General features: G+C 47.1%; 20 protein-coding genes. 13 read left to right on the top strand and 7 right to left on the bottom strand.

Features of this window, described 5'->3' with window-relative positions:
* Positions 1-173 precede the first annotated feature (173 nt).
* Complete coding sequence (locus tag ACMHKJ_RS01355; protein ID WP_413491687.1) at positions 174-1,469, bottom strand: hypothetical protein; 1,296 nt, start codon at positions 1,467-1,469, stop codon at positions 174-176.
* Positions 1,470-2,070: 601 nt separating this feature from the next.
* Here ACMHKJ_RS01355 and ACMHKJ_RS01350 point away from each other — a divergent pair.
* The 9 genes from ACMHKJ_RS01350 to ACMHKJ_RS01310 all read left to right on the top strand — a co-directional run bounded on the left by ACMHKJ_RS01350 (position 2,071) and on the right by ACMHKJ_RS01310 (position 12,356).
* Positions 2,071-3,456, top strand: a complete 1,386-nt coding sequence (locus tag ACMHKJ_RS01350) for a TrkH family potassium uptake protein (protein ID WP_413492095.1) — start codon at positions 2,071-2,073, stop codon at positions 3,454-3,456.
* Between the two features lie 216 nt (positions 3,457-3,672).
* Positions 3,673-4,749, top strand: coding sequence for a YedE family putative selenium transporter (gene yedE / locus ACMHKJ_RS01345; RefSeq protein ID WP_413491686.1), 1,077 nt, complete (start codon positions 3,673-3,675; stop codon positions 4,747-4,749).
* Positions 4,742-4,993 carry a hypothetical protein gene (locus ACMHKJ_RS01340; protein WP_413491685.1) on the top strand — a complete coding sequence of 84 codons (252 nt, stop codon included), beginning with the start codon at positions 4,742-4,744 and terminating at the stop codon, positions 4,991-4,993. The genes yedE and ACMHKJ_RS01340 overlap by 8 nt, the downstream gene beginning before the upstream one ends.
* A 213-nt stretch (positions 4,994-5,206) precedes the next feature.
* Entirely contained in the window at positions 5,207-5,698 is a 492-nt protein-coding gene (locus ACMHKJ_RS01335) for a YbaK/EbsC family protein (protein ID WP_413491684.1), read from the top strand.
* Between the two features lie 515 nt (positions 5,699-6,213).
* Positions 6,214-7,188, top strand: a complete 975-nt coding sequence (locus ACMHKJ_RS01330; RefSeq protein ID WP_413491683.1) for an autoinducer 2 ABC transporter substrate-binding protein — start codon at positions 6,214-6,216, stop codon at positions 7,186-7,188.
* Positions 7,189-7,281: 93 nt separating this feature from the next.
* A complete protein-coding gene (locus ACMHKJ_RS01325; RefSeq protein ID WP_413491681.1) occupies positions 7,282-8,775 on the top strand; it encodes a sugar ABC transporter ATP-binding protein in 1,494 nt (497 codons plus the stop codon).
* Positions 8,768-9,763 (top strand): ABC transporter permease, encoded by a 996-nt coding sequence (locus ACMHKJ_RS01320; protein ID WP_413491680.1) that lies wholly within the window; start codon positions 8,768-8,770, stop codon positions 9,761-9,763. Before ACMHKJ_RS01325 ends, ACMHKJ_RS01320 begins: the two co-directional genes overlap by 8 nt.
* Positions 9,763-10,710: an ABC transporter permease gene (locus tag ACMHKJ_RS01315; RefSeq protein ID WP_067364709.1), complete on the top strand. Its 948-nt coding sequence runs from the start codon at positions 9,763-9,765 to the stop codon at positions 10,708-10,710. The genes ACMHKJ_RS01320 and ACMHKJ_RS01315 overlap by 1 nt, the downstream gene beginning before the upstream one ends.
* 11 nt (positions 10,711-10,721) lie before the next feature.
* Positions 10,722-12,356: an FGGY-family carbohydrate kinase gene (locus tag ACMHKJ_RS01310; protein ID WP_413491679.1), complete on the top strand. Its 1,635-nt coding sequence runs from the start codon at positions 10,722-10,724 to the stop codon at positions 12,354-12,356.
* Between the two features lie 221 nt (positions 12,357-12,577).
* Here ACMHKJ_RS01310 and ACMHKJ_RS01305 read toward each other — a convergent pair whose 3' ends face one another.
* The 5 genes from ACMHKJ_RS01305 to ACMHKJ_RS01285 all read right to left on the bottom strand — a co-directional run bounded on the left by ACMHKJ_RS01305 (position 12,578) and on the right by ACMHKJ_RS01285 (position 18,568).
* Positions 12,578-13,693 (bottom strand): ABC transporter substrate-binding protein, encoded by a 1,116-nt coding sequence (locus ACMHKJ_RS01305; protein ID WP_413491677.1) that lies wholly within the window; start codon positions 13,691-13,693, stop codon positions 12,578-12,580.
* The gene (locus ACMHKJ_RS01300; RefSeq protein ID WP_413491676.1) at positions 13,690-14,571 is read right to left on the bottom strand and encodes a PepSY-associated TM helix domain-containing protein; all 882 of its coding nucleotides are present in this window, start codon (positions 14,569-14,571) and stop codon (positions 13,690-13,692) included. The genes ACMHKJ_RS01305 and ACMHKJ_RS01300 overlap by 4 nt, the downstream gene beginning before the upstream one ends.
* Before the next feature lie 5 nt (positions 14,572-14,576).
* Positions 14,577-16,751 (bottom strand): TonB-dependent siderophore receptor, encoded by a 2,175-nt coding sequence (locus tag ACMHKJ_RS01295; protein ID WP_413491675.1) that lies wholly within the window; start codon positions 16,749-16,751, stop codon positions 14,577-14,579.
* 254 nt (positions 16,752-17,005) lie between these two features.
* Complete coding sequence (locus tag ACMHKJ_RS01290; RefSeq protein WP_413491673.1) at positions 17,006-17,848, bottom strand: helix-turn-helix domain-containing protein; 843 nt, start codon at positions 17,846-17,848, stop codon at positions 17,006-17,008.
* Between the two features lie 255 nt (positions 17,849-18,103).
* The gene (locus ACMHKJ_RS01285; protein ID WP_067362781.1) at positions 18,104-18,568 is read right to left on the bottom strand and encodes an Lrp/AsnC family transcriptional regulator; all 465 of its coding nucleotides are present in this window, start codon (positions 18,566-18,568) and stop codon (positions 18,104-18,106) included.
* Positions 18,569-18,760: 192 nt separating this feature from the next.
* Here ACMHKJ_RS01285 and ACMHKJ_RS01280 point away from each other — a divergent pair, with 192 nt between their 5' ends.
* Positions 18,761-19,369 (top strand): LysE family translocator, encoded by a 609-nt coding sequence (locus tag ACMHKJ_RS01280; protein WP_067362784.1) that lies wholly within the window; start codon positions 18,761-18,763, stop codon positions 19,367-19,369.
* Positions 19,370-19,424: 55 nt separating this feature from the next.
* Here the strand turns inward: ACMHKJ_RS01280 and ACMHKJ_RS01275 are convergent, their stop codons facing one another.
* Positions 19,425-20,843 carry an aminotransferase-like domain-containing protein gene (locus ACMHKJ_RS01275; protein ID WP_413491672.1) on the bottom strand — a complete coding sequence of 473 codons (1,419 nt, stop codon included), beginning with the start codon at positions 20,841-20,843 and terminating at the stop codon, positions 19,425-19,427.
* A gap of 247 nt (positions 20,844-21,090) precedes the next feature.
* Here ACMHKJ_RS01275 and ACMHKJ_RS01270 point away from each other — a divergent pair, with 247 nt between their 5' ends.
* From ACMHKJ_RS01270 to ACMHKJ_RS01260, 3 genes are read left to right on the top strand one after another with little or no spacing between them, the layout of a single operon-like run.
* Complete coding sequence (locus ACMHKJ_RS01270) at positions 21,091-22,431, top strand: cytochrome ubiquinol oxidase subunit I (RefSeq protein WP_067362795.1); 1,341 nt, start codon at positions 21,091-21,093, stop codon at positions 22,429-22,431.
* A complete protein-coding gene (gene cydB / locus ACMHKJ_RS01265; protein ID WP_413491671.1) occupies positions 22,421-23,428 on the top strand; it encodes a cytochrome d ubiquinol oxidase subunit II in 1,008 nt (335 codons plus the stop codon). The genes ACMHKJ_RS01270 and cydB overlap by 11 nt, the downstream gene beginning before the upstream one ends.
* The gene (locus ACMHKJ_RS01260; protein WP_413491669.1) at positions 23,409-23,570 is read left to right on the top strand and encodes a DUF2474 domain-containing protein; all 162 of its coding nucleotides are present in this window, start codon (positions 23,409-23,411) and stop codon (positions 23,568-23,570) included. The genes cydB and ACMHKJ_RS01260 overlap by 20 nt, the downstream gene beginning before the upstream one ends.
* Positions 23,571-23,613 lie beyond the last annotated feature (43 nt).

The raw sequence follows: 23,613 nt of genomic DNA, 5'->3' as shown, positions 1-23,613 counted from the left end.
AGGCAATGAAGGCAATGAGAATAATCCAAAAAATATATAATTATTGGATTATTCCATACCGTGACAATTGGCTGCTATAAAAGTGTGAATTTAGCATACGCGCCATCAGTGGAGCCTGTAATTTAAATTGTGTAATTGCCTGTTTTTGATATGTTCACTCCAACTGTACTAGCTCATCCTTTGCTTAACTTCTCTTTCGGCGTTTCCCACTTCAACAACCGTTCAACCGCCGTATCCTCAGACATGAACTGACGGGCAAGTTGTAGACGTTCCATGACCTGTATCTTCTGCTGCTCATCAAGCATTGCTGCGTCTAACTCTGCTTCGTGAAAAAACTGTTCCAGCTGTTTGTCTTCAGTCCACTGAGCCATGATGGACTTCAGCTCAGTACGACTGGAGCTGTACGCTTCCTTTTCCCGAGCTATCCGTTCCTTTTCCAGATATATAGCATGTTCCTGCTCACGCTGAATGCGCCACTCCTCTGCTTCGATTCTGGCCTTTTCTAATTGCTTTGAAATTAGAGGAACAGCCTCCTGCATAGCAGAAATCATCTTAGGGATCTGGCTAATCAATCCACACTGCTTTGTCTGCCGGAACTGAAGTAACCATTTTGCGGAAGAATAAGGTGAGTAAAGCTGCAACAGAAATCGCCCGGTAGGCAAAGTATGTTTCGATACGTGACGAAAAAGCTCACTATTTCTTCCCCGCGTCCACCGTCCTATCTGTTCGTCACGTACATAGCGGTTTTTAACTTTTTTCGCTGGAACATACTCCGTCATTTCAGCAAGATTAAACGCAAAGTACATATCCTCAACATAAATAATACTTGGTGTATAAGGCCGCCATAAATTGTCCCAACGATATCCTTCCCCTTTCGGGTCTTCCTTAATATCAATATCCGCACGATGTAGCGTTGCTACCGGCACATCCAGCGTAACACGGTACCCCTTTTTCCCCAGGGCATCAAAGAAGCGACTCAGGAACTCTATTGCACTATCAAATCCCGTATCAGAAACGTTGAGATCCAGTAATTTCTTTTTAGTAGGCTTGTAATAGCCATCTTCTGTAACCGGGGAGGCTGGCAGATACGTTTTGAGATCATTTATCAATCCATAGCCATTCCCTGTAACAAGAGCTTGCTTTCGGGTTACTAAAGGCGCTGGTTTTGGTACCACAATGCAGGGCGGTTGCACTGATGGGGTGTTATTCTTAAGAGTCTTTACCACCTTATCCTTTTTCAGAGCAGGCAGCGCTGGGATTGCCGGCGCAATCCCTTTCGCCAGAGCTTTCCAGTAACCGGCAAGCGGCCTGGGTATCCGCATTTCACTGCATCGTTTCACCAGTAACTCAGTACTAATGCCATACAGCGCAGTTATACGCTCCGCAGGCTCGCGCCAGACCAAATGATAGAGCGTTTCCCGATCTTGGGGGAAGATATGTACAGAATCGTGTGAATTAATCTCTGACATTGCGTATCCCTTTTTTGGCTAACATAATCAGAAATCTTTGCCTGCTGCTTTTATTTCTCTCAGAGAGTCATTAAATGGTTGCTCTTGAGAAAAAATAAAATTATTAAAATCATTAGCGGAGATCATATCCCCGGAGCAGATTTTTCACTTGAATGCGCATTAGCATTATAGGAAACACCACACATCAGACATAGTAACAATGATTTTTTCAAGACTAACACTCCCTGCAATACGATAAACTGTTAACGTACACGAATTATAGAATGATAACCACTTACTGTAATATCCCGCACCATGGACATATCACCAAAGCCCTCATCTAACCAAACTCTGCTTATCACCCTCCCTGCCGTAATTTACAGAAAGCTACATCATTAACGGATTTTAATAAAATTATCGGCTGTTAATCACATTCCGAAAATCACCGGACCGTTTACATTCGACCATAATTAGTTCACCATCAACGACTATTTTACTGATACAATTCGCTATTAAATAAGAAAAATCAGGTGGTCACCCTGTGCTATCAACCCGCTCCCGAGTAATCATCCATCTGAGCAGTTTTCTGATTGTGATATACAGCCTGACGCTGCTGTTGCCGATGCTGGTTGCGCTGGTCGCCGGGGAGCAAAGTTTTTTTGCGTTTGCGACCAGTTTTCTGATTTTCTTTCCCGCAGGGATTGTTTGCTGGTATCGCAGTAAAACCACTGAATTACAATTACAAACCCGCGATGGCTTTCTGGTCATTGCTGTATTTTGGCTGTTATTTTCAATTATCAGTGCCATGCCGTTCTGGCTGGACGATCACCTTAATATGGCATTTGAAGATGCGTTATTTGAGGGGATTTCCGGTATTACCACAACGGGAGCCTCTGTATTTCATAATGTCACGGACTTGCCCCGCTCTGTTCTTTATTACCGCGCACAGCTCAATTTTATCGGCGGATTGGGTGTTATTGTCCTCGCCGTCGCTATATTTCCCCTGCTCGGAATAGGCGGGATGCGGTTATATCAGTCTGAAATGGCCGGTCCCTTTAAAGATGAACGCTTAACACCACGCCTGGCAAGTTCTGCCCGCAATTTATGGTTTACCTATTTATTACTGGGTTTTCTCTGTATTGTCGCCTTCAGATTCGCCGGAATGTCATGGTTTGATGCCTTGTGTCACGGATTATCAACCGTTTCTCTCGGTGGGTTTTCAACCTACAGTGAAAGTATCGGGTACTTTAACAGTTCATCCATTGAATTAGTTGCGGGGATCTTTTCTTTATTATCTGCGGTGAATTTTACACTCTATTTTATGGCACTGGCAAAGCGAAGTCTGAAACCTCTTTTCAGCAGTACTGAGTTGCGATTCTATTTTGCCGTTGCTGCATTTATTATCGGATTGGTATTTTTTGAAGTCTGGCGGGCAAATATGTACTCCTCGGCGGAAGAATCCTTTGTTCATGCTTTTTTCCTGACCAGTTCAATGCTGACGGATAACGGATTAGCCACCGCTGATTATGCACAGTGGCCGTCTCATATTATTGTATTGCTGCTGTTTGCCAGTTTTTTTGGCGGCTGTGTCGGTTCTACCTGTGGTGGTATTAAAGCTATCCGTTTTTTGATTTTATCCAAACAGAGCTGGCAGGAAGTGTATTCCCTTATCCACCCGAAAGCACAAACGCGGATTAAAATCGGCGATACGGTTATTCAGAACCGGTTAATCAATTCCGTTCTGAGTTTCTTTTTTCTTTATATTATCTGTACCTGTATTTTTATTTGGTGTCTCAATCTGATGGGATACGATTTAATGACATCCTTTGCCAGTGTGGCCGCCTGTATTAATAATATGGGATTAGGGTTTGGATTAACGGCTCCGGGTTTCGGTGAAATATCACCGGCAGCAAAATATCTGCTCTGTTTTGCTATGTTATTAGGCCGCCTGGAGATTTATACCCTGCTGGTGCTGTTTTCTGTCAGCTTCTGGCGTAACTGGCCGTAATGATATTTATTCTGTTTACCGCCCTGTTAACCTGAAGTATGGCAGGCATATACTCTAAATAATTCGGGATACCTGTAGGCGACAAGCACGCTCAACACCCGGGTATCCTGAAATATGACGAGTATAAAAGATATTAATATTCACTGCTGTATATTTACTCCGTACTTAATAGGTTCTATTAGTCAGGAGATAACATCTCCGTAACGGAGTTACATAATGTCAACAAAACTCATCTTAATTATCGCCGGTATTATTATCGGTGCCTGTGCATTAATTCTCGGAATATACGGAAATCCGCCCAATATGGGGGTTTGTGTTGCCTGTTTTATCCGTGACAGTGCCGGTAGTATGGGGTTACATAATGCAGAAACCGTTCAATACCTTCGTCCTGAAATTTTCGGTTTTATTCTTGGCTCATTTGGTGCCGCCGTTATTTTTAAAGAATTTCAGTCCAAAGCAGGATCTGCGCCCGTTATCCGCTTTACCTTAGGTTTTCTGATGATGGCCGGTTGCCTGGTTTTTTTAGGCTGTCCGCTGCGGATGATCCTGCGGATAGGTGCCGGAGATTTAAATGCCGTTGTCGGGTTATTTGGTCTTGTTGCCGGAATATGGGGCGGCAGTCTGTTCCTTAAAAAAGGGTTTTCATTACCGCGTAATTATCAGCAATCCGCAGCAGAAGGTCTGATCCTGCCGGCTATTTGTCTTGTTCTGTTCATTATGTTTATTGTTGACAGTACAATATTCAAATCCAGTGTAAAAGGTCCGGGGGCAAGCCATGCGCCGGTCTGGATGGCCATTTTTGCCGGTCTTATTATCGGCGTGATTATCCAGCGCACCCGGTTTTGTTTTATTGGTATGGCGAAAAATATTTTTCTCTCGCGTAATTATAATATGGCTATCGGCGTTATTGCCCTGCTCATCATTATTATTGCCGGTAATGCCCTGACAGGAAAAATTAATATCGGATTTGAAAATCAGCCGATTGCGCATACTGATGGTCTGTGGAATTTTCTGTCCATGATGCTTGTCGGCTTATGCGGTGTCTTTATTACCGGGTGTCCGCTGCGCCAGCTTGCTAATGCCGGTCAGGGTAATACAGATGCGGCGGTCAGTGTTCTCGGTATGCTGATCGGGGCTGCATTTGCGCATAATTTTTCTTATGCATCAAGCCCGGCAGGTGTTACCGGAAATGGTAAACTGATTGTTGTTATTGGTTTATTGTTAACGGTATCAATCGGTATTATCTATACCCGCATTGCCAATAAAAAACCAGAGGAAGAGCATAGTGTATAATTATTTGTTTTTATTCCATGCTCAGCATGGTTTAAAAAAACTAAAATACCAATTACATGCCAATGCAGTAGAATCCTCTGTGGCAGATGCGCCCCGCAAGGTATCGACAGAATGTGAAACCGCGCTGATTGCCGGTTTCAATACTGAAAATGCCTATCTGGATTATACCGGTGAAAATATCAGAGAAGTCTGGCGGGTATCCGGTTCGGATTATAAACAGGTCTGGATGGATAAAAACGCGTAGTTACACAGAATAAATCGATAAATAAAAATGAGCAGCGCATAACTGCTCGTTTTTAGTCGGTGATCACAACATATACTCTAAATAATTCCGGATGCATGTAGGCGACAAGCTCAGACCGCCGGGGAGCATACATCAGTATGTGACCCGGCGGGCTGAGCGCAGTCAACACCCGGGCATCCTGAAGTATGACGGGTATATAACAGGAAAAACAATATGTCGGCACCAGATACCACTCTGAATAAAATCACTGCCCTTTTAAATAAACACAACGCCCGTTATGAAATAATGAGCCATGATGCACTCGGGTTTACCTCCGGTGAAGTCGCGCAAATGCGGGATATAGAGCTGGGTCAATGCTCCAAGGCCGTGATTCTTAAAATAAAAGGCAATGGCGTAAAGAAAAATGTGCTTGCCGTGTTACCGGGTGATGAAAAAATAGATGGTGAAAAACTAACTGGTTTTTTCGGCGGCAAAAAAATGTCCTTCGCAACAGCCGATCAGGTTAAAGAGTTAACGGATTGCGTGCCCGGCGCACTTGCGCCTTTTACATTTAATCCGGATCTTGAGCTGGTTATTGACCCGGCATTATTTGAGCGCTATTCCGAGATTGCCTTTAATGCCGGAACATTAACCGAAACCATCGTATTGAATGCAGAAGACTACCGCGCAATTGTGAAACCGCAGGAATTTAGTTTTATCCTCTGATACTGTGCGCCAGGTTTAGTCGGTGTGAATAAAAATATTATTCGTTAATAATCAAATAGTAATATAAAAATGATAATTTAATGTTCTTTTATTACATCAATGACGAGGATTCAATCGCATCATAACGTGATTAAAATCGCATTATTATGAAATAAATAATTATGTTACATAAAAAACAATCGGTTCAGCCTGCTTTTATTGGATCATCTAAGTATTACTTAAAATGTCAATAATTAGTTTATTTCGACATTAATATTACACCGTCATTTATGTTATTAATTGTGGCTTATTTTGTTAATTTAAAGTTAAAATGATAAAAAAATGCGTTATTAAATTACAAATAAATATAAAATATACATTTTAGTATCTTTAATTTAACATACCAATATCATTTATGGGCCCAGATCACATTTATAACTTCTCCCTTCCTTTTCCCGCTGCCCCACATCTATAGTCAGGTTTCATTTTGGTCTCCCTACAACACTCTCTGTATCCATATAAAAGGGTCATTACCGATGAAGAAAGCCTATTTTAAAATCGCGGCATTATCTGTTGCTCTCTTTTCTGCCAGCGTGTTTGCAAAAGAATACGAAATCGTCAACGTTGTCAAAGTCTCCGGTATTCCCTGGTTTAACCAAATGGATAAAGGGGTTCAGCAGGCAGCAAAAGATCTTGGCGTGAATGCCTATCAGGTTGGTCCTTCCACTCCGGATCCGGCTCAGCAGGTTAAAATCATCGAAGACCTGATCGCCAAAAAAGTGGATGCCATCACCGTAGTTCCTAATGACGTTACCGTGCTGGAGCCTGTCTTTAAGAAAGCCCGCGCGCAGGGTATTGTGATCCTGACTCATGAAGCACCCGATGGTCATAACGCAGACTGGGATATCGAAACTATCGATAACGATGCCTACGCCAAAGCCACTATGGATGAACTGGCGAAAAACATGGGCGGCAAAGGCGGCTATGTGATTTATGTCGGCTCACTGACCGTTCCTCTGCATAATAACTGGGCTGATCTGGCTATCGAATACCAGAAAAAAACCTACCCGGAGATGTTCGAAGTCACCAGCCGTATGCCGGTAGCAGAAAGTATTGATGCCTCTTTTGCCGCGACAAATGACCTGATGAAAGCCCATCCTGAAATGAAAGGGATTGTCTCTTACGGTTCACTGGGTCTGATTGGTGCCGGTGAAGCTATCAAGAAAAAACGCGCTAAAAATAAAATCAGTACCGTAGGTATTCTGATGCCGGCACAGGCCGCACCTTACCTGAAAGGCGGCGAAATCAAACGTGGTTTCCTGTGGAACCCGGCTGATGCAGGTTATGCTCTGGTCTCTGTCTCCAAAGATATGCTGGATGGCAAGAAAGTGACTGATGGCGTTGAAGTAAAAGGTCTGGGTAAAGCAGAAATTGATACCAAAAAACAGGTGATTAAATTTAATAAAATCCTGGAAGTTGACAGCAATAATGCGACTTCACTCGGTTTCTGATTTTTCATTCTTTTAGTCATTCCGTTATTTCCGTATTTCCGTTTGTTTATTTGTTAAAAGGGCAGCGTTGCTGCTGCCCTTATGGGCTTGTATATGTCAAAAGACGCACTGATTACCTTAAAACAGGTTTCAAAACACTTCGGCTCCGTCATTGCTCTCGACAGCATTAATCTGACGTTTAACCGGGGCGAAGTTCATTGTCTTGCCGGTAAAAATGGCTGCGGCAAAAGTACCTTATTCAAGGTTATCTCCGGCGTTCATTCACCGGAAAATGGTGCTGAGATTATTATTGACGGACGAAGCTACAGTAAATTAACACCACAACAATCTATCGCGCAGGGAATTCAGATAATTTATCAGGATCTCTCGCTGTTTCCGAATTTGACCGTTGCTGAAAATATTATTATTCAGGAACATGTTAAATGGTACAAAGGACTGGCAAACCGCCGGCATCAGCTGAAACAGGCACAGGCTGTTACGGACCGTATTGGTCTTTCCCTGCCCCTGAATAAGCGTGTTGAACAACTTTCTATTGCTGAATGTCAGCTGGTCGCTATCTGCCGCGCAATGGCAAATGATGCCCGGCTGGTGATTATGGATGAACCAACCGCGTCTCTGACCCGCAGTGAGGTCAATCAATTGATCCGCGTGGTGGCTGATTTAAAAGCCGCCGGGGTCACTGTTGTGTTTGTCAGCCATAAGCTGGATGAAGTAATGGAAATTTCAGACCGGATTTCTGTTATCCGCGACGGAAAATTAATCGGGACGTATAACGCCCATGAGATGAACAGTGATGAGCTGGCTTATCTTATGACCGGACAGCGTTTCGAGTTCACACCATTACCCGCGTACAACACCAGGGGAAACGTATGTCTCTCCACCGAAAAGCTTACAAAACAAAAACAATTTTATGATATCGACCTGCAACTGCGCGCCGGAGAAGTCGTCAGTATTACCGGACTGCTCGGCTCCGGGCGCACTGAGCTGTGCCTTGCGTTATTCGGTATGACAAAACCGGATAGCGGCACAGTGCAGATAAAGGGTTCACCAGTCACGTTGCGTTCCAATCGCGACGCTATTAACCACGGTATCGGTTATGTGTCAGAAGACAGAATGAGCACAGGTCTGGTAATGGCTCAATCTATTCATGACAACACCACATCCGTGATGCTGCCGCGTCTGACCCGCAAAAGCGGATTACTCGACAACACCAGGGCACATCAATTAGTCAGTGAACTTATAGAGGCACTACAGATAAAAGTGTCCGATCCTGCATTGCCGGTAACCAGTTTATCCGGCGGAAATGCCCAGCGAATAGCGATTGCCAAATGGATCGCCGCCAAACCGGAGATTCTTATCCTCGATTCACCGACAGTCGGGGTGGATGTCGCGAACAAAGAGAGTATTTATCAGATAATCAGGATGCTGGCTGCTGAAGGTATGGCTATTTTGATGATCAGTGATGAAATTCCGGAAGTATTCTATAACAGTCACCGGGTTATTGTGATGAAAGAAGGTCGTTTTACCCATGAATTCAGTCCGTTAACATCGACAGATAAAGAAATAATGGAGGCTGTCAATGCTTAATTCGCTGCGGGGGCTGTTACAGCACCACGAGTTTTGGCTGGCCGTATTAATTATGCTGCTCTGCCTGTTCCTTGGCGTCACTAATGAAGATTTTATGACGCTGGGTAATGTCTTTGATATGACCACCAGCACGGCAATCCTTGCCATTATGGCCTGTGGTTTGTTTGTGGTACTGGTTTCCGGCGGGATAGATATCTCATTTCCGGCAACGGCAGCCATCTCTCAGTATGTAATGGCAACGTATGTTTTGTCTCAGGGTGGCAATTTCTTTATCGCTTTTGCCATTGCCGCGGTCACGGGGCTGCTGCTCGGGCTGATTAACGCCCTGCTTATTTATCGCCTGAAAGTGCCGTCCATCATTATTACTATCTCCACACTGAATATCTTTTTCGGTCTGCTGATTTATGTGACCAACGGCGAGTGGCTGTACGGCTTCCCGGAATGGTTTATGGATGGCGTGGAAGTGATGTCATTTACCGGCACTGATGGTTACGATTACGGACTTTCCCTGCCGATCCTGACCCTGATTGCTGTGATTATATGTACCGGTTTTCTGATGAGCAAAACCCGCATCGGACGTCAGATTTACGCGGTCGGCGGTAATGCCGATGCGGCAAAGCGGGTCGGTATCAGCCTGTTGGGTGTGATGCTGTTTGTCTATGGCTACATGGGCGCGCTGGCGGGTATTGCTTCTGTGGTACAAACACAGATAACCCAATCTGTAGCACCGAATGCCCTGATGGGGTTTGAATTAACCGTACTCGCCGCTGTGGTTCTGGGCGGGGTGAGCATGTCAGGCGGAAAAGGCTCACTCACCGGTGTGATTCTGGGGGTTGCGCTGCTGGCGGTCGTGAAGAACGGGCTGACACTGACGGGCGTTCCGTCATACTGGCACACGGTTCTGACCGGTTTTATTATTGTAATCAGTATCAGCCTGACCGCGTACAACGAAAAACGCCGGGCAGCTAACGGAGGTCATCTGTCATGATGTCAATGCTGAATCTGCGGAGTGACCGCAATATTATTTATCTGCTGGTCATTATGGCGGGGATCCTGATTTTGCAGGGAATTTTTAACGCCGGACCTTTTTTCTCCCTGTCCAACTTCCAGTCAATGACCTCACAGATGCCGCTGCTGGGTATGCTGGCGCTGGCCATGTCTGTCTGTATGCTGACCGGCGGAATAAATCTGTCCATTATTGCCACCACCAACGCCAGCGGGCTGGTAATGGCAAGTGTACTGGCTCTCAGCCCCGGTGATGGTGCACTGTTATTGCCCGCTCTGCTGGCAGGGTTAGTAACCGCCATTGTGATCGGGCTGATTAACGGGTTCTTAATCGCCAAAGTGGGCGTTTCCCCTATCCTTGCCACGCTCGGTATGATGACGTTAATCAACGGGCTGAATGTGCTGGTTTCCGGCGGTACGGTAATTTCAGGTTTTCCGCCGTCACTGTTATGGCTGGGTAACGGCACACTTGCCGGTATTCCGATGCCGCTTATTCTGTTCCTGCTGTTTGCTTTTCTGCTGTGGGGCTTACTTGAATACACCCCGCTGGGACGCACTGTTTACCTGATGGGTTCGAATGAAAAAGCGACCCGTTTTTCCGGGCTGAATACACAGAAAACCATTATCGCAGTGTATGTCATTTCATCCGTTCTGTGCTGGGTTGCCGCCATTATTATGATGGCAAAATTTAACTCCGCCAAAGCCGGTTACGGGGAATCCTATCTGCTGATCGCCATTCTTGCCTCTGTGCTCGGCGGCGTCAATCCGGATGGCGGTTTCGGGCGCATTATCGGGATCGTACTCGCCTTATTTGTCTTACAGATGCTGGAGAGCGGGCTGAACCTGCTGGGTGTGAGCAGTTATCTCATCATGGCGCTGTGGGGCGGTATTCTTATCTTATTTATTGCATTGCAGAAAGCCCGGTCATAAGGAAGCGAATTATGAGTGTCTATTTTATTGGTGTGGATGTCGGGAGCGGCAGCGCCCGGGCCGGTGTTTTTGATGCCGCAGGGCGTAAAAAAGGTGAAGCAAAGCGGGATATCCGCCAGTTTAAACCGCAGGCAGATTTTGTTGAACAATCGTCTGATGATATCTGGCAAAGTGTGTGTCTGGCGGTAAAAGATGCCGTTGCCCAGGCGCGCATTGATCCTATTCAGGTCAAAGGTCTGGGGTTTGATGCCACCTGCTCTCTCGTCGTTCTGGATAAGCAGGGGCAGCCGCTGACTGTCAGTCCGACCGGGCGCAGCGAGCAGAATATTATTATGTGGATGGATCACCGCGCCATCAGTCAGGCGCAGCGGATCAATGATACAAAGCATCCTGTGCTGGCCTATGTCGGCAACCGCATCTCTCCGGAGATGGAAACACCGAAACTGTTATGGCTCAAACAGAACATGCCGACCACCTGGACAAAAGCGGGTTATTTCTTTGATCTACCTGATTTTCTGACCTGGAAAGCGACATATACCAACAGCCGCTCGCTCTGCTCGACAGTGTGTAAATGGACCTATCTCGGTCATGAAGATCGTTGGGACAGTCATTTTTTCCGCCAGATTGGTCTGGAAGACCTGCTGGAAAATGACGCGCAGATTATCGGGAGTCAAATCCGTCCGATGGGTGAACCGGTCGGTAACGGGCTGACACCGAATGCCGCCGCCGACCTGGGACTTATCCCGGGCACGCCGGTTGCAACTTCTATTATAGATGCGCACGCGGGCGGTATCGGCGTACTGGGCGCGGCTGATGCCACCGGTGCAAAACCGGATTTCAATACCCGGATGGCACTGATTGGCGGTACATCCTCCTGTCACATGGCTGTGTCAAAAAATGCCCGCTTTATTGACGGGATCTGGGGGGCGTATTACAGCGCCATGATCCCGGGTTACTGGCTCAATGAGGGCGGACAATCTGCCACCGGCGCGCTGATTGATCACATGATCACGTCTCACCCGCAGTATCAGGATGTGCAGAAACTGGCAGAGCAGCAACATCAGACTGTTTATCAGTTCCTGAACGACCGACTGTTGGCGCTTGCCGGGTCAAAAGAAGATATCGCCCTGCTGACGCGTCATATTCATGTGCTGCCCTACTTTCACGGCAACCGCTCACCGAGAGCGAATCCGAACCTGCGCGGTGTTGTGACCGGGCTTCGCATGACTCAGACACCTGACGACCTTGCGCTGATTTATCTGGCAACTATTCAGGCAATTGCCCTGGGTACACGTCATATTATTGAAGAGATGAATAAAGCCGGATATGCCATTGATACTATTATGGGCTGCGGCGGCGGGACCAAAAATCCGATTTTTATTCAGGAACATGCTAACGCCACAGGTTGCGCGATGTTGTTACCGGAAGAGAGTGAAGCGGTATTACTCGGCTCCGCGATGCTCGGCTCTGTTGCGGCGGGATTTTATGCCTCTATTCCGGAAGCGATGCAGGCAATGAGTCGCATCAGTAAAACCGTGACACCACAGGCGGAAAGCATTAAACGATTTTATGATGCCAAATACCGCGTGTTTCATCAGTTATATCATGATGATCAGCGCTACCGGCAATTAATGTCAGAAGTATAATAACAGACAGGTTCCGGCGGATATTTAGTCACTATACCCTTACGCGTTAAAGATACAGCCAACGAACCTGCAGTTTGAATGAACACGGCTATATACCCAACGTCATTCGGGATGCAGGCAGGCGGCAAGGGAAGATAGCCGGGGAGCATACATCAGTATGTGACCCGGCTGGCTGAGTGCAGCCAACACACCTGCAGTTTGAATGAATAAGGGTATATTATTTATTTTTCCAGCGTCACTGAGAATACCCCCGTCGCCGGGATCGGCATAAACTTCTCATATAATTCTTTGCGGGTCGCTTCGGGATCTAAATCAGCAAACAGTTCCGGATGCAGCCATTTCGCTAATGCCTGAAGCGCGATAATATTCTCAGGCGAATCATAGAAAATATGCCATAAGCCATGAACTCTGCCTTTTTCAACGGCGGATAATTCACCTATCGGATTACGCTGAGATATGACTTTCAGACTGCTTTGTGCTGCCTGTGGCGTTGCAGAATACCCTAATGTGACGCCACGACTGCCTTCGGGAAATACTCCGGTGGCAACATAGACATCCGGATGACGGCTTAAAATATATTCCGGATTTAATTTACCGATAGCACCCGGAATAATAGCTTCACCAATTGCCGTGCCGCCGGCAAGATTAATCATATCCGTCAGACTGCCTTTACCGGGTGAACCGCAGCACTCCTGTAAACCGGGTAAATAATCCACAAAAATAACCGGTTTCTTGTCTGCCGGAATATCCGCCGGAATACGGGCAACCACATCATCCATTTTTTGCTGATAATACTGATTAAACCGTTCCGCCTCTGCTGTTTTTCCGATAGCCTGCCCGAGAATACGCATACTTAATTGGGTATTTTTTACCGGATGCTGGCTGAAATCCACATGAATAACCGCAATACCGGCTGATGTTAATAACCGCGCCGCTTCACTGCCGGCACCCGGACCATGACCGCCGGTCATCGGTAAAATAACCAGATCAGGTTGCAATGCTAATGCCTTTTCAACACTGAATGTATCTTCCGAGCCACCACCCACCACAGGAATTGCATCTGTCTGCGGAAATACGGCTTTAAACGCAGCGTAGCCCTGAACATCCAGGTCACGAAAATCGCCCTGCCAACCCACAATCCGCTTAAACGGCGCATCCTTTTCCAGTATGGAGAGCGGATAAATCATTCGTCCCTCGCCCAGCAGAATCCGTTTTACATTATCCGGTACATCGACCTGACGACCGGTAATATCAGTGACCATAACCGCCTGAGAAAACAACGGGCACATTAACAGCCCCGCAGATAAGACTATTTTCAGTTTTGCTAATACTGTCATTTTATATTTCCGTTAACAAAAGAGATGTTATTACGCTGATGTTTTCTTTTTTTCCACCAGATAACAATGCCACTGACATAGAGCAGTGGTAATAATATGCCGCACAAAAAGGCGATAATGACCCCGGGTATTCCGATACCTATATCCTGATGTAACTGAGCAATAAGGGGTTTATATTCCGGTATTATTGACAGAATATCAGGGCGTGCCAGAAAAATGCCGGTAACCGCGATCAGCAACAGCGGCAGTGAAAAATAAACGGCAAAAAAATAATGCCACTGCCGCCACTTTGCCGCACCCTGCAATCCCGGACGAAATAAGAACAGTGCAGACATAAACTGACGCCATCCATTACGAGGCCACCACAAAATAATTCCGCTGATAACAGAGAGGGTCAGAACAATGCCACATACAGAGACCAGCCAACCGCCGGAAACCGGCGGTAATAAGAGTGTCCGGTGCAGGGCAACAACCTGTGAAAAAATCAGGTCATCAAAAACAATAAACCCTTTCGGCTTGCCACTTACCGGATCAATAAAGGCGATCCCCAGTTTATCAGAATGAGAAACGGAGCCAAAAACCATTGCGTTCGTTGCCGGAATAAAGCCGCTCCCCGGAGCCGCTTCTCCCATAACGCGGCTAAGTTCAGGATAAGCCGCCTGCGCATTCTGCCGCCAGACATCCGGCGACAAGAAAGCAGAAGTTCCGGTTACCGGCGGAGCATAAAGCACCACCTTACCGATTTCCCATTCCAGCACCGGTTTTTTCAGTAATAACACCGCGCCGGACATTCCGATCAGTGAAATAAAGAACCCGATAATAATCCCCGGCCAGAAATGTAATCTCAACCAGTTTTTACGTGTTATATACTGAGCCATGCCGGTTACCAGTTATACCGCAGTGATGCGATAATTGTTCTGTCAAAGCCAACGGAACAGCCACCAGTTGAACAGCTTGTGTAATATTTCTTGTCGGTTACATTATTAACATTAATACCGGCACGCCAGTTTTTAAAATCAGGATTTATGCCACCCAGGTCGTAGTGTGCTGCCATATCGAATAAGGTATTTGACGGATTTGAAATAGTGCCGTCGTTGTTAACCGGTGAAGACCCGGTATAACGCGCACCCGCAGCAAGACCTAACCCCTGTAAATGACCGCCCTGAATAGTATAATCTGCCCATACTGACGCAGTATGTTCCGGTAAGCCGGTCGGACGCTGCCCTTTCTCTTCAGGGTCAGTGGTTTTGGTATTTTCCAGCTTATTAAAGGTATAAGCCGCCGTCAGATTCAGCCCGTCGACCGGTATATAGGTTCCCTGAAGTTCAATACCCCGGGAGCGGACTTCCGCCGTCTGAATATTGTTTAAATTATTATCCGGATCTGTTGTCAGCATATTTTGCTGTGTCAGTTCAAAGACTGTCAGTGTCGCATTAATATTGCCGCCTTCCGGCTGATATTTAAGACCGGCTTCCGTCTGTTTAGCGGTAACAGGTTTATAGGTTTCCCCGTAAAAATTAACACCCAACTGAGGATTAAAGGAGGTTGAATAACTGACATACGGCGCTACCCCGAAATCGGTCAGATACATTGCCGCTGTGCGATAGGTGAATTTACTGTCACGCTGGTCACTACTGTCATTTGTTTTCCTGTTTTTGGTTTTACTGTCAGACCAGTCTTCCCTGCCGCTTAATACCAGTATGATGCCGTTATCAAATTTAGCCTGCTGCTGTAAATAAACACCCGCCTGATCACTGGTCTGAAGAGTATTTGCCATCATATTATTAACCGGCCCGTACTGACCGCCGTAAACTGGGTTAAAAATATCAATCGGCGCGGCTTTCCCGGACATCAGTAAATAATCTTCGCGGGTATGGCGGTAATCGACGCCTGCCAGGGATGTCATTTCTGTATCCTTCAGCCACCAGTCCGCTTTTATATTATTATCCAGGCTGAGCACATCGCCTTTAATCCGGAAATGATAGGCCGCACGGTTAAGTGTGCGCATATCCGGCGATAAATATAATCCCTGCGCAATATTAGTATTTAAATCAGTATGACTGAACCGCGCACCTGAGTGTCCGGAAAAAGTATCATTAAAGGTATGGTCTAACTGATAACCCAGAGAGGCTTGTGTACGGTCATTTTTTAATCCCGGTTCATCCAGGAAAACATTCGGATCTACTTTGCCGTTCGGGTTGGGTAATAATGTCCCTGCCAGAGGTAAAAACGGGCGCGGTGCGCCAAATTTATCATGACTGTAATCCGCTAAAATAGTCAGTGTCGTATCGTCATCCGGCAGCCAGGTAAACGCCGGGGCAATATAGACTTTATCATCTTTAACATGATCAATTTGCGTATCACTGTTACGGACAAGCCCGGTCAGCCGGTAAAAATAATGGTCACTGTCACCCACCGGACCACTCAAATCGCCCTGAATCTGTTTACGGTTATCATTACCGCCCTGCACTTCAATTTCATGAAAGGGTTTATACAACGGACGCTTTGTTACCTGATTGATAATGCCGCCGGGAGAGTTCTGCCCGTATAATACCGATGCAGGCCCGCGGATCACATCAATGCGCTCAAGTCCGTATTGTTCCGCTTTCGGCCATGCCTGTGCGGTTGTACTGCGTAATCCGTCCCTTAGCATCCCGGTGCTGGTAATATTAAAACCACGGATACTTAAATTATCAAAACGGGAAGATGCCGCATCATTTGTTTGTAAAACACCGGCGGTATAACGCAGTGCTTCACTGACAGACTGTGCATTACGGGCGGTCATTTCATCACGGGTTAATACAGTGACCGACTGCGGCGTTTCAATAAGCGGTGTATCTGTCTTTGTTGCACTGACACTGCGGGTTGCAATATAGCCGTCAATTTTACCGGCAGGCGACTGTGCCGGTTTGGCTGTAACGATTATTTCATCTTTTTTGTCGTCAGAATGACTTTCAGACGCAGCAACAGAAGAAAAAAGCAACGGTAAGAGGGCAATACACACCGGAGATAATACACGACCGGAGATACCCGGATAATAAAGAACAGATTTTTCCATTGAAATACGAACCCGCAGAGAGAATAAATATCAGAATGATAATGTATCTCATTTACGTATTTATCTTCTGCCGGAGACTTTCGCTGGTATGACTATTTGTTTATCAGAAAAGCTATCCGCCTGATTATATACCCAAAGTCATTCAAGATGCAGGCAGGCGGCAAGGGAAGATAGGCGGGGAGCATAGTAAACTATGTGACCCGGCTATCTGAGCGCAGCCAACGAACCTGCAGTTTGAATGAATAAGGGTATATTTAGCATAATTCTTTAGGTGAGAACCCAAACCGCCTGCGGAAAGCAGTTGAAAATGCGGCTGGTGAATAACCGACCTGCCAGGCAATGGCAGATACCCGCATATCACCGGCACAAAGCAGGCGATGCGCTGATTGTAAACGCTCTTCCTGAATAAATGACGTAACAGACAAGCCAAATAACTGCTTAAAGCCGAAGCTGAGTTTGCGCATATTCAGCCCGGATTGCCGGCTGAGCTGATATACCCCGGGCGGGTTGGCTAAATCGGCTAAAATACAGTCTCTTATTTCATACAAACGGTGTATATCATGCGTCGCCAGTTTAGGGTGATGAAGCGTCCGGGTATTTTGCTGAATATGCTCAAATGAATAAGCGCATAACTCAAGAATTTTGCCTGTCAGATACATATCTCCGGGCGCACCGCCAAGCGGATTATTCAGAATTTGGTTTCCCAGCACGGTTAATACATTACCGGCTTTACCGGACAGTAATTGCGGTCCGCGTGATACAGCATCGGTTAATAAAGGCGGCGGGGAAATATTAAATGCATCCAGCAGGCTGTCAGATAAACAGACTGAAACAAAACGGATATCTTCTGACTGTAAAAAACGCTGGCGGCTTTCCTGTTCATCATTGTTGGCAATAACACACAAAGATGCGCCGGAAAGTGAAACACTGTTTTTATTGTCCGGCTGACATTCCAGTTCACCATTCATCATCAGAACCAGTTTCAGTCCTTTCCATAACGGCTCGCTGACCCATTGTCCGGCATCCGGTGTCATCTTTCCGCAATAAAAGAAAGAGTCTGCACCGGGTAACAATGCATTCATTTTACCACTGTGCATAATACTTCACCTTTTGCCTCTTTAATAAAGGCGAATAATAACTATTATCAGATTTATTTTCCACCCTGAATTTTTCAGGCACATCCTCAGCATGTTATAGCGAATTCATTGATAAAAGCAGCCATTTTATCCGGTAAAGATCATGCTTTGACAGAGCACCGATATGATCGGAGTCACAAAACTACCGCGCAATCCTGTTGCTTAAAACCTGTCTCAGAGCACAATTCTGTTGCGTTTCGTGACAAGTCTCACATTTTACAGGGGTAATGCATGTGTAACCTTCAGTGTTTCCATTGGCACTTCCGTCTTAACACTTTGAATACTTGGTATTTGCGTCAGATGATCAGCATGAAACCGTCGGTATGAAGTTAAGTCTTTGGTCACAATCCGTATCATCGCGTCACACTCGCCCGCCATCAGATGACACTCAACAATTTCGGGCATTTCATTGATAGCAGCAACAAAATCATTGATAGTCTGTGCGTCCTGTCCTTTGAACCAGATGCGGGCGTAAAGCATCAGCCCGGCGCCTATCTTGCTACCGTCAAGAATCGCCGCATAGCGCTTTATAATGCCGTTTTCCTCAAGTCTGCGTACCCGCCGCAGGCAGGGCGACGGCGACAGCCCGACTTCCCGCGCCAGCTCCACATTCTGAATTTTTCCGTTACGTTGCAGCTGGTCGAGTATCCGCCGATCCATCTTATCCAGTTCAATTGACATTTAAATCACCACCTGACTATTTCCACGCAATAATATTGCTAAGAATAGTTTTTTCCCGCCAATTTAACAACCTAATTTCCCGCAAAGCTCAGTATAATTCAGTTAACAAGAAAATCCGTCGCAATAAGAATAAATTCATTAATATTCAATATATTGCGAATTATTAATATATTATTGAATTTGGGGTGTTATATGGTCATAAATACGTTGATGGTTTTTGGTGTAACCGTATTACCCATTGTATTTGCACCCGGCCCCGATATTTTATTCGTTTCATCACAAGGCCTGGCAAGTGGTTCCAGAGCCGCGCTGAAAGCAAATATGGGTGTGCTTTTAGGTTATGCCATGCACTCCGTCTTAGCCGCTTTCGGACTGGCAGCTGTTGTAGTGGCATCCCCGATTCTGTTTAATGGTATGCGCTGGTTTGGTGTTGCCTATATTGCCTATCTGGCTGTACGAATGATGATGTCATCAATGCATAAAAGTGACATGCCGCAGATGCAGCCTGCCGCCAAAGCTGTTATCACCAAAGGCTTTTTCACCAGCTTCCTGAACCCGAAAGGTCTTCTGGTCTATTTTGCCATTCTGCCTAACTTTATTTCCGGCAGCGAAAGTGTCGCGGTACAATCCTTGTTATTATCCGGCGTCTATATTGCCAGCTGCGCAGTAGTCTACAGTGCGGTCGCCCTGATTTTCGGTCAGATGAGCAAAGGCGAATATAATGATAAACGCCGCCGTATCGGCGAAGGCGTTGCCGGTGGGTTATTAGCCACTGCTGCGATGAGCCTGGCATTTAGTTAATTCACTGATTATTCAAATAAAAACGGGAACTTAAGGTTCCCGTTTTTATTTATTTCTATTGCGTCTTTTGCAGCACATAACACAGCTTGCCCAGGACTTTCATGGCGTTATCCATGCGCTCATTCCATTCAAAAGAACAATTCAGCCGGAAGGCGTGATTAAACTGCTCACTGGTGGAGAACATGCTGCCCGGAGCGATACTTATCTGCTCATTGAGTGCCATCTGATACAGCTTGGTGGCATCAAACGGCGGTTCAAATTCCAGCCAGAGAAAATAACCACCCTGCGGACAGTTAACCTTCACATTCGACGGAAAGTGCTCGCTGATAGCATAGAGCATCCGGTGCTGGCGCTGTTCAAGCTGCTGGCGCAGTTTTTTCAGGTGCGCGTCATAACCACCCTGTCCCAGATACTCCGCAATAGCCTGCTGTGTCGGCATGCTGGCGGAAACGGTACTCATCATCTGCAACTGCTGAACTGTCCGCGCATGTTTACCCGCAGCCACCCAGCCGACACGAAATCCCGGCGCAAGACACTTGGAAAATGAGGAGCAATGAAAGAAATTGTTTTCTTTATCCAGGCTTTTCGCAGGCTGTGGTGCGTTATTGCCGAAATACAACTCGCTGTAAACATCATCCTCAATAAGCGCAATATTATGGCGCGTCAGGATATCCACCAGCCGGTGTTTATTTTCCGCAGGCATTGTACCGCCGAGTGGATTCTGGAAGTGAGTCATCAACCAGCAGGCTTTTATGTCATAGCGCCCGGCAACATCTTCCAGGGCATCAAGGTCGATTCCCGTTTGCGGGTCAGTTTTAATCGCCACCGCTTTCAGGCGCAGGCGTTCAATCGCCTGTAATGCCCCGTAAAATGCCGGAGATTCAATCACAACCCAGTCACCCGGTTCGGTCACCGCCTGAAGGCTGAGAGACAGGGATTCCATAGCACCGGCTGTGATCACTATTTCTTCCGGTGACACATGAATGCCCTGTGATGCATAACGCCGCGAAATATTACGCCGCAATTTTTCATTGCCCGGCGGCAGGTTAACCACTGCACTTTGTGGCGCAATACGCCGCGCCACCGCACCCAGGGCTTTGGACAGTTTTGGCTGCACCAGCAGTGTGGGATCAGGAAACGCTGAGCCAAACGGTACAATTGCCGGGTCTTTGCACGCCTGAAGAACATCAAAAAGCGAGGCGTTTATATCAACGTTTTCAGTAAGATGTAAACCTAACCCACCTTTTGCCTGAGCAAACGCAGGCGCGCGTTTTGCGACAAAATAGCCGGATTGCGGGCGGGCAACAACCCAACCCTGACTCTCCAGTAACTGATAGGACTGTACGACAGTCATCAGACTCAGTCCCGACTGTCTGGCGCTTTCACGCAATGACGGCAGCCGGTCACCGACCTGCCAGATATCATCTTCGATCTGTTGTTTTATCTGTTCTGCTAACTGTTCGTAGCGTGTCATAGCGTGATCCCTGAAAACTGTTATAGACATATACTAATTAATTGTAACTATTATAGTCTAGCAACTCATGGTGTACTACGCCACACTTTTCATCTGCATATACCCAACGTCATTCAGGATGCAGGCAGGCGGCAAGCTCCGACCGACGGGGAGCATAGATAAACTATGTGACCCGGTGGGCTGAGCGCCGCCAACGAACCTGCAGTCTGAATGAATAAGGGTAAAGTTATAATAACGAGAGGTCACAATGTTTGGGTTAAGTGCCCTTGAGCTTGCGCGAATTCAGTTCGCCTTCACTGTGTCGTTTCATATCATATTCCCTGCGATAACCATCGGGCTTGCCTCTTTTCTGGCGGTTCTTGAAGGAATGTGGCTGAAAACCCGCAATGACGATTACAAAAAGCTCTTTCATTTCTGGTCAGCCATCTTTGCCGTCAATTTCGGCATGGGTGTGGTTTCCGGTTTGGTGATGGCGTATCAGTTCGGCACCAACTGGAGTTTCTTTTCTGAGTTTGCAGGATCTATTACCGGTCCGCTGCTCACCTATGAAGTACTGACGGCGTTCTTCCTGGAAGCGGGTTTTCTGGGGGTTATGCTGTTCGGCTGGAACCGTGTCGGCGAAAAACTGCACTATTTTGCCACCTGTATGGTTGCACTCGGCACACTGATGTCCACCTTCTGGATACTCGCCTCCAACAGTTGGATGCAGACACCGCAGGGGCATGAGGTTATCAATGGTGTTGTGGTGCCGGTTGATTGGTTTGCGGTAATTTTTAATCCGTCCTTCCCGTACCGCCTGCTGCACATGACAACTGCCGCCTTCCTGGCCGCTGCATTTTTTATCGGCGCTTCTGCGGCCTGGCATCTGCTTCGCGGCAATAAATCAGGTGCGATAAAGAAAATGTTTTCGATGTCGCTCTGGCTTATCCTGGTTCTCGCTCCCTTACAGGCACTGATCGGGGATGCTCACGGGCTGAATACCCTGAAATATCAGCCGGCAAAAGTAGCGGCAATGGAAGGTCACTGGGAGAACAAACCCGGTGAAGCCACGCCGCTTATTCTGTTTGGTATTCCTGATAACGAGCGGGAAGAGACCCGGTTTGCCCTGGAAATACCGGGTCTGGCGAGCCTTATCCTGACACACAGCCTTGATAAACAAGTGCCTGCACTGAAAGAGTTTGCTCCCGATGAGCGCCCGGCGAACGTCTTTATGGTCTTCTGGTCATTTCGCGTCATGGTCGGGCTGGGAATGCTGATGATTTTAGCCGGTGTGCTGAGTCTGTGGTTGCGCTATCGCAAGCGCCTGTATGACTCGCGTCCGTTCCAGCACTTTATATTCTGGATGGCACCGTCCGGGCTGATTGCCCTTCTTGCAGGCTGGTTTGTCACGGAGATCGGGCGGCAGCCCTGGGTGGTTTACGGGTTGCAGCGCACAAAGGATGCGGTCTCCGCGCATGGCGATGTACATATGAGCATCAGTCTGCTGCTCTTCTTTATCGTCTATGGCTCTGTATTTGGTATTGGCTACATCTATATGATGAAACTGATCCGCAAAGGTATCGCGACGGAGGTTCCTCATGAGCATTGATTTACCGCTGATTTGGTTCGTCATCATTATATTCAGCACGCTGATGTATATCGTGATGGATGGCTTTGATTTAGGGATAGGTATCCTCTACCCCTTTGTGAAAAGCAATGCTGACCGCGACCTGATGATGAACAGTGTCGCACCGGTCTGGGACGGCAACGAAACCTGGCTGGTGCTGGGCGGTGCGGCACTGTTTGGTGCCTTTCCGCTGGCATACGCGGTTATCCTGGATGCGCTTTCTATCCCGCTGACACTGATGCTTATCGCCCTGATTTTCCGTGGCGTGGCATTCGAATTCCGCTTTAAAGCAGATGAACATCACCGCTATTTCTGGGATCGCGCCTTTCTGACCGGTTCTGTCATCACAACCTTTGCACAAGGTGTGGTTGTCGGCAGTGTGATTGAAGGCTTTCCGGTGGAAAACCGCGCTTTTGCCGGTGGCGCACTGGACTGGTTCACACCGTTTGCCCTCTTTTGCGGACTGGGGTTGGTAGTCGCTTATGCGCTGCTCGGCTGTGGCTGGCTGGTGATGAAAACAGAAGGTCATCTGCAACAGCAAATGTATAAGGTACTGAAACCACTGACCGGCGTGATGCTGGTTGTCCTGGCGATCATCAGTCTGTGGACACCGCTGGCGCATGAGGCAATTGCTGTCCGCTGGTTCAGTTTCCCGAATATTCTGTTTTTCCTGCCGGTTCCGCTGCTCGTGTTGGTCTGTGTTATCGCGCTGTTCCGCAGTGCCTCCCGTCACGGACATTACACACCGTTCTTCGCGGCACTGGCTTTGGTATTTCTTGGTTTCACCGGACTTGGTATCAGTATCTGGCCGATGATTATCCCCCCGGTGATTGACTATGAAATGGCGGCAGCGCCCGCTGAAAGTCTGAGCTTTATGTTAGTCGGCGCGCTGTTCATTATCCCTGTTATCCTGGTGTATACCTGGTGGAGTTATTATGTCTTCAGAGGAAAAATCACTCATGACCAAGGCTACCACTGAGTCTGCGGTGGGCAACAATTCCCCCTGGTGGAAAAAAGCCGGTTGGATGATAGCCATCTGGGCGGGCAGTGTTCTGGCACTGTTTGCTGTCTCTTCGGTTTTCCGCTTGTTAATGACGGCGGCGGGAATGAAAGTAAAGTAGTCGTTATGTTTCATCCGTAAGTACCTCATCAGTACCTCATGCA

Source organism: Morganella psychrotolerans (assembly GCF_965118875.1).
Taxonomy (GTDB): domain Bacteria; phylum Pseudomonadota; class Gammaproteobacteria; order Enterobacterales; family Enterobacteriaceae; genus Morganella; species Morganella psychrotolerans_C.
Note: the sequence above shows the minus strand (reverse complement) of the source record. Positions and strands in the feature narration are given on the sequence as shown.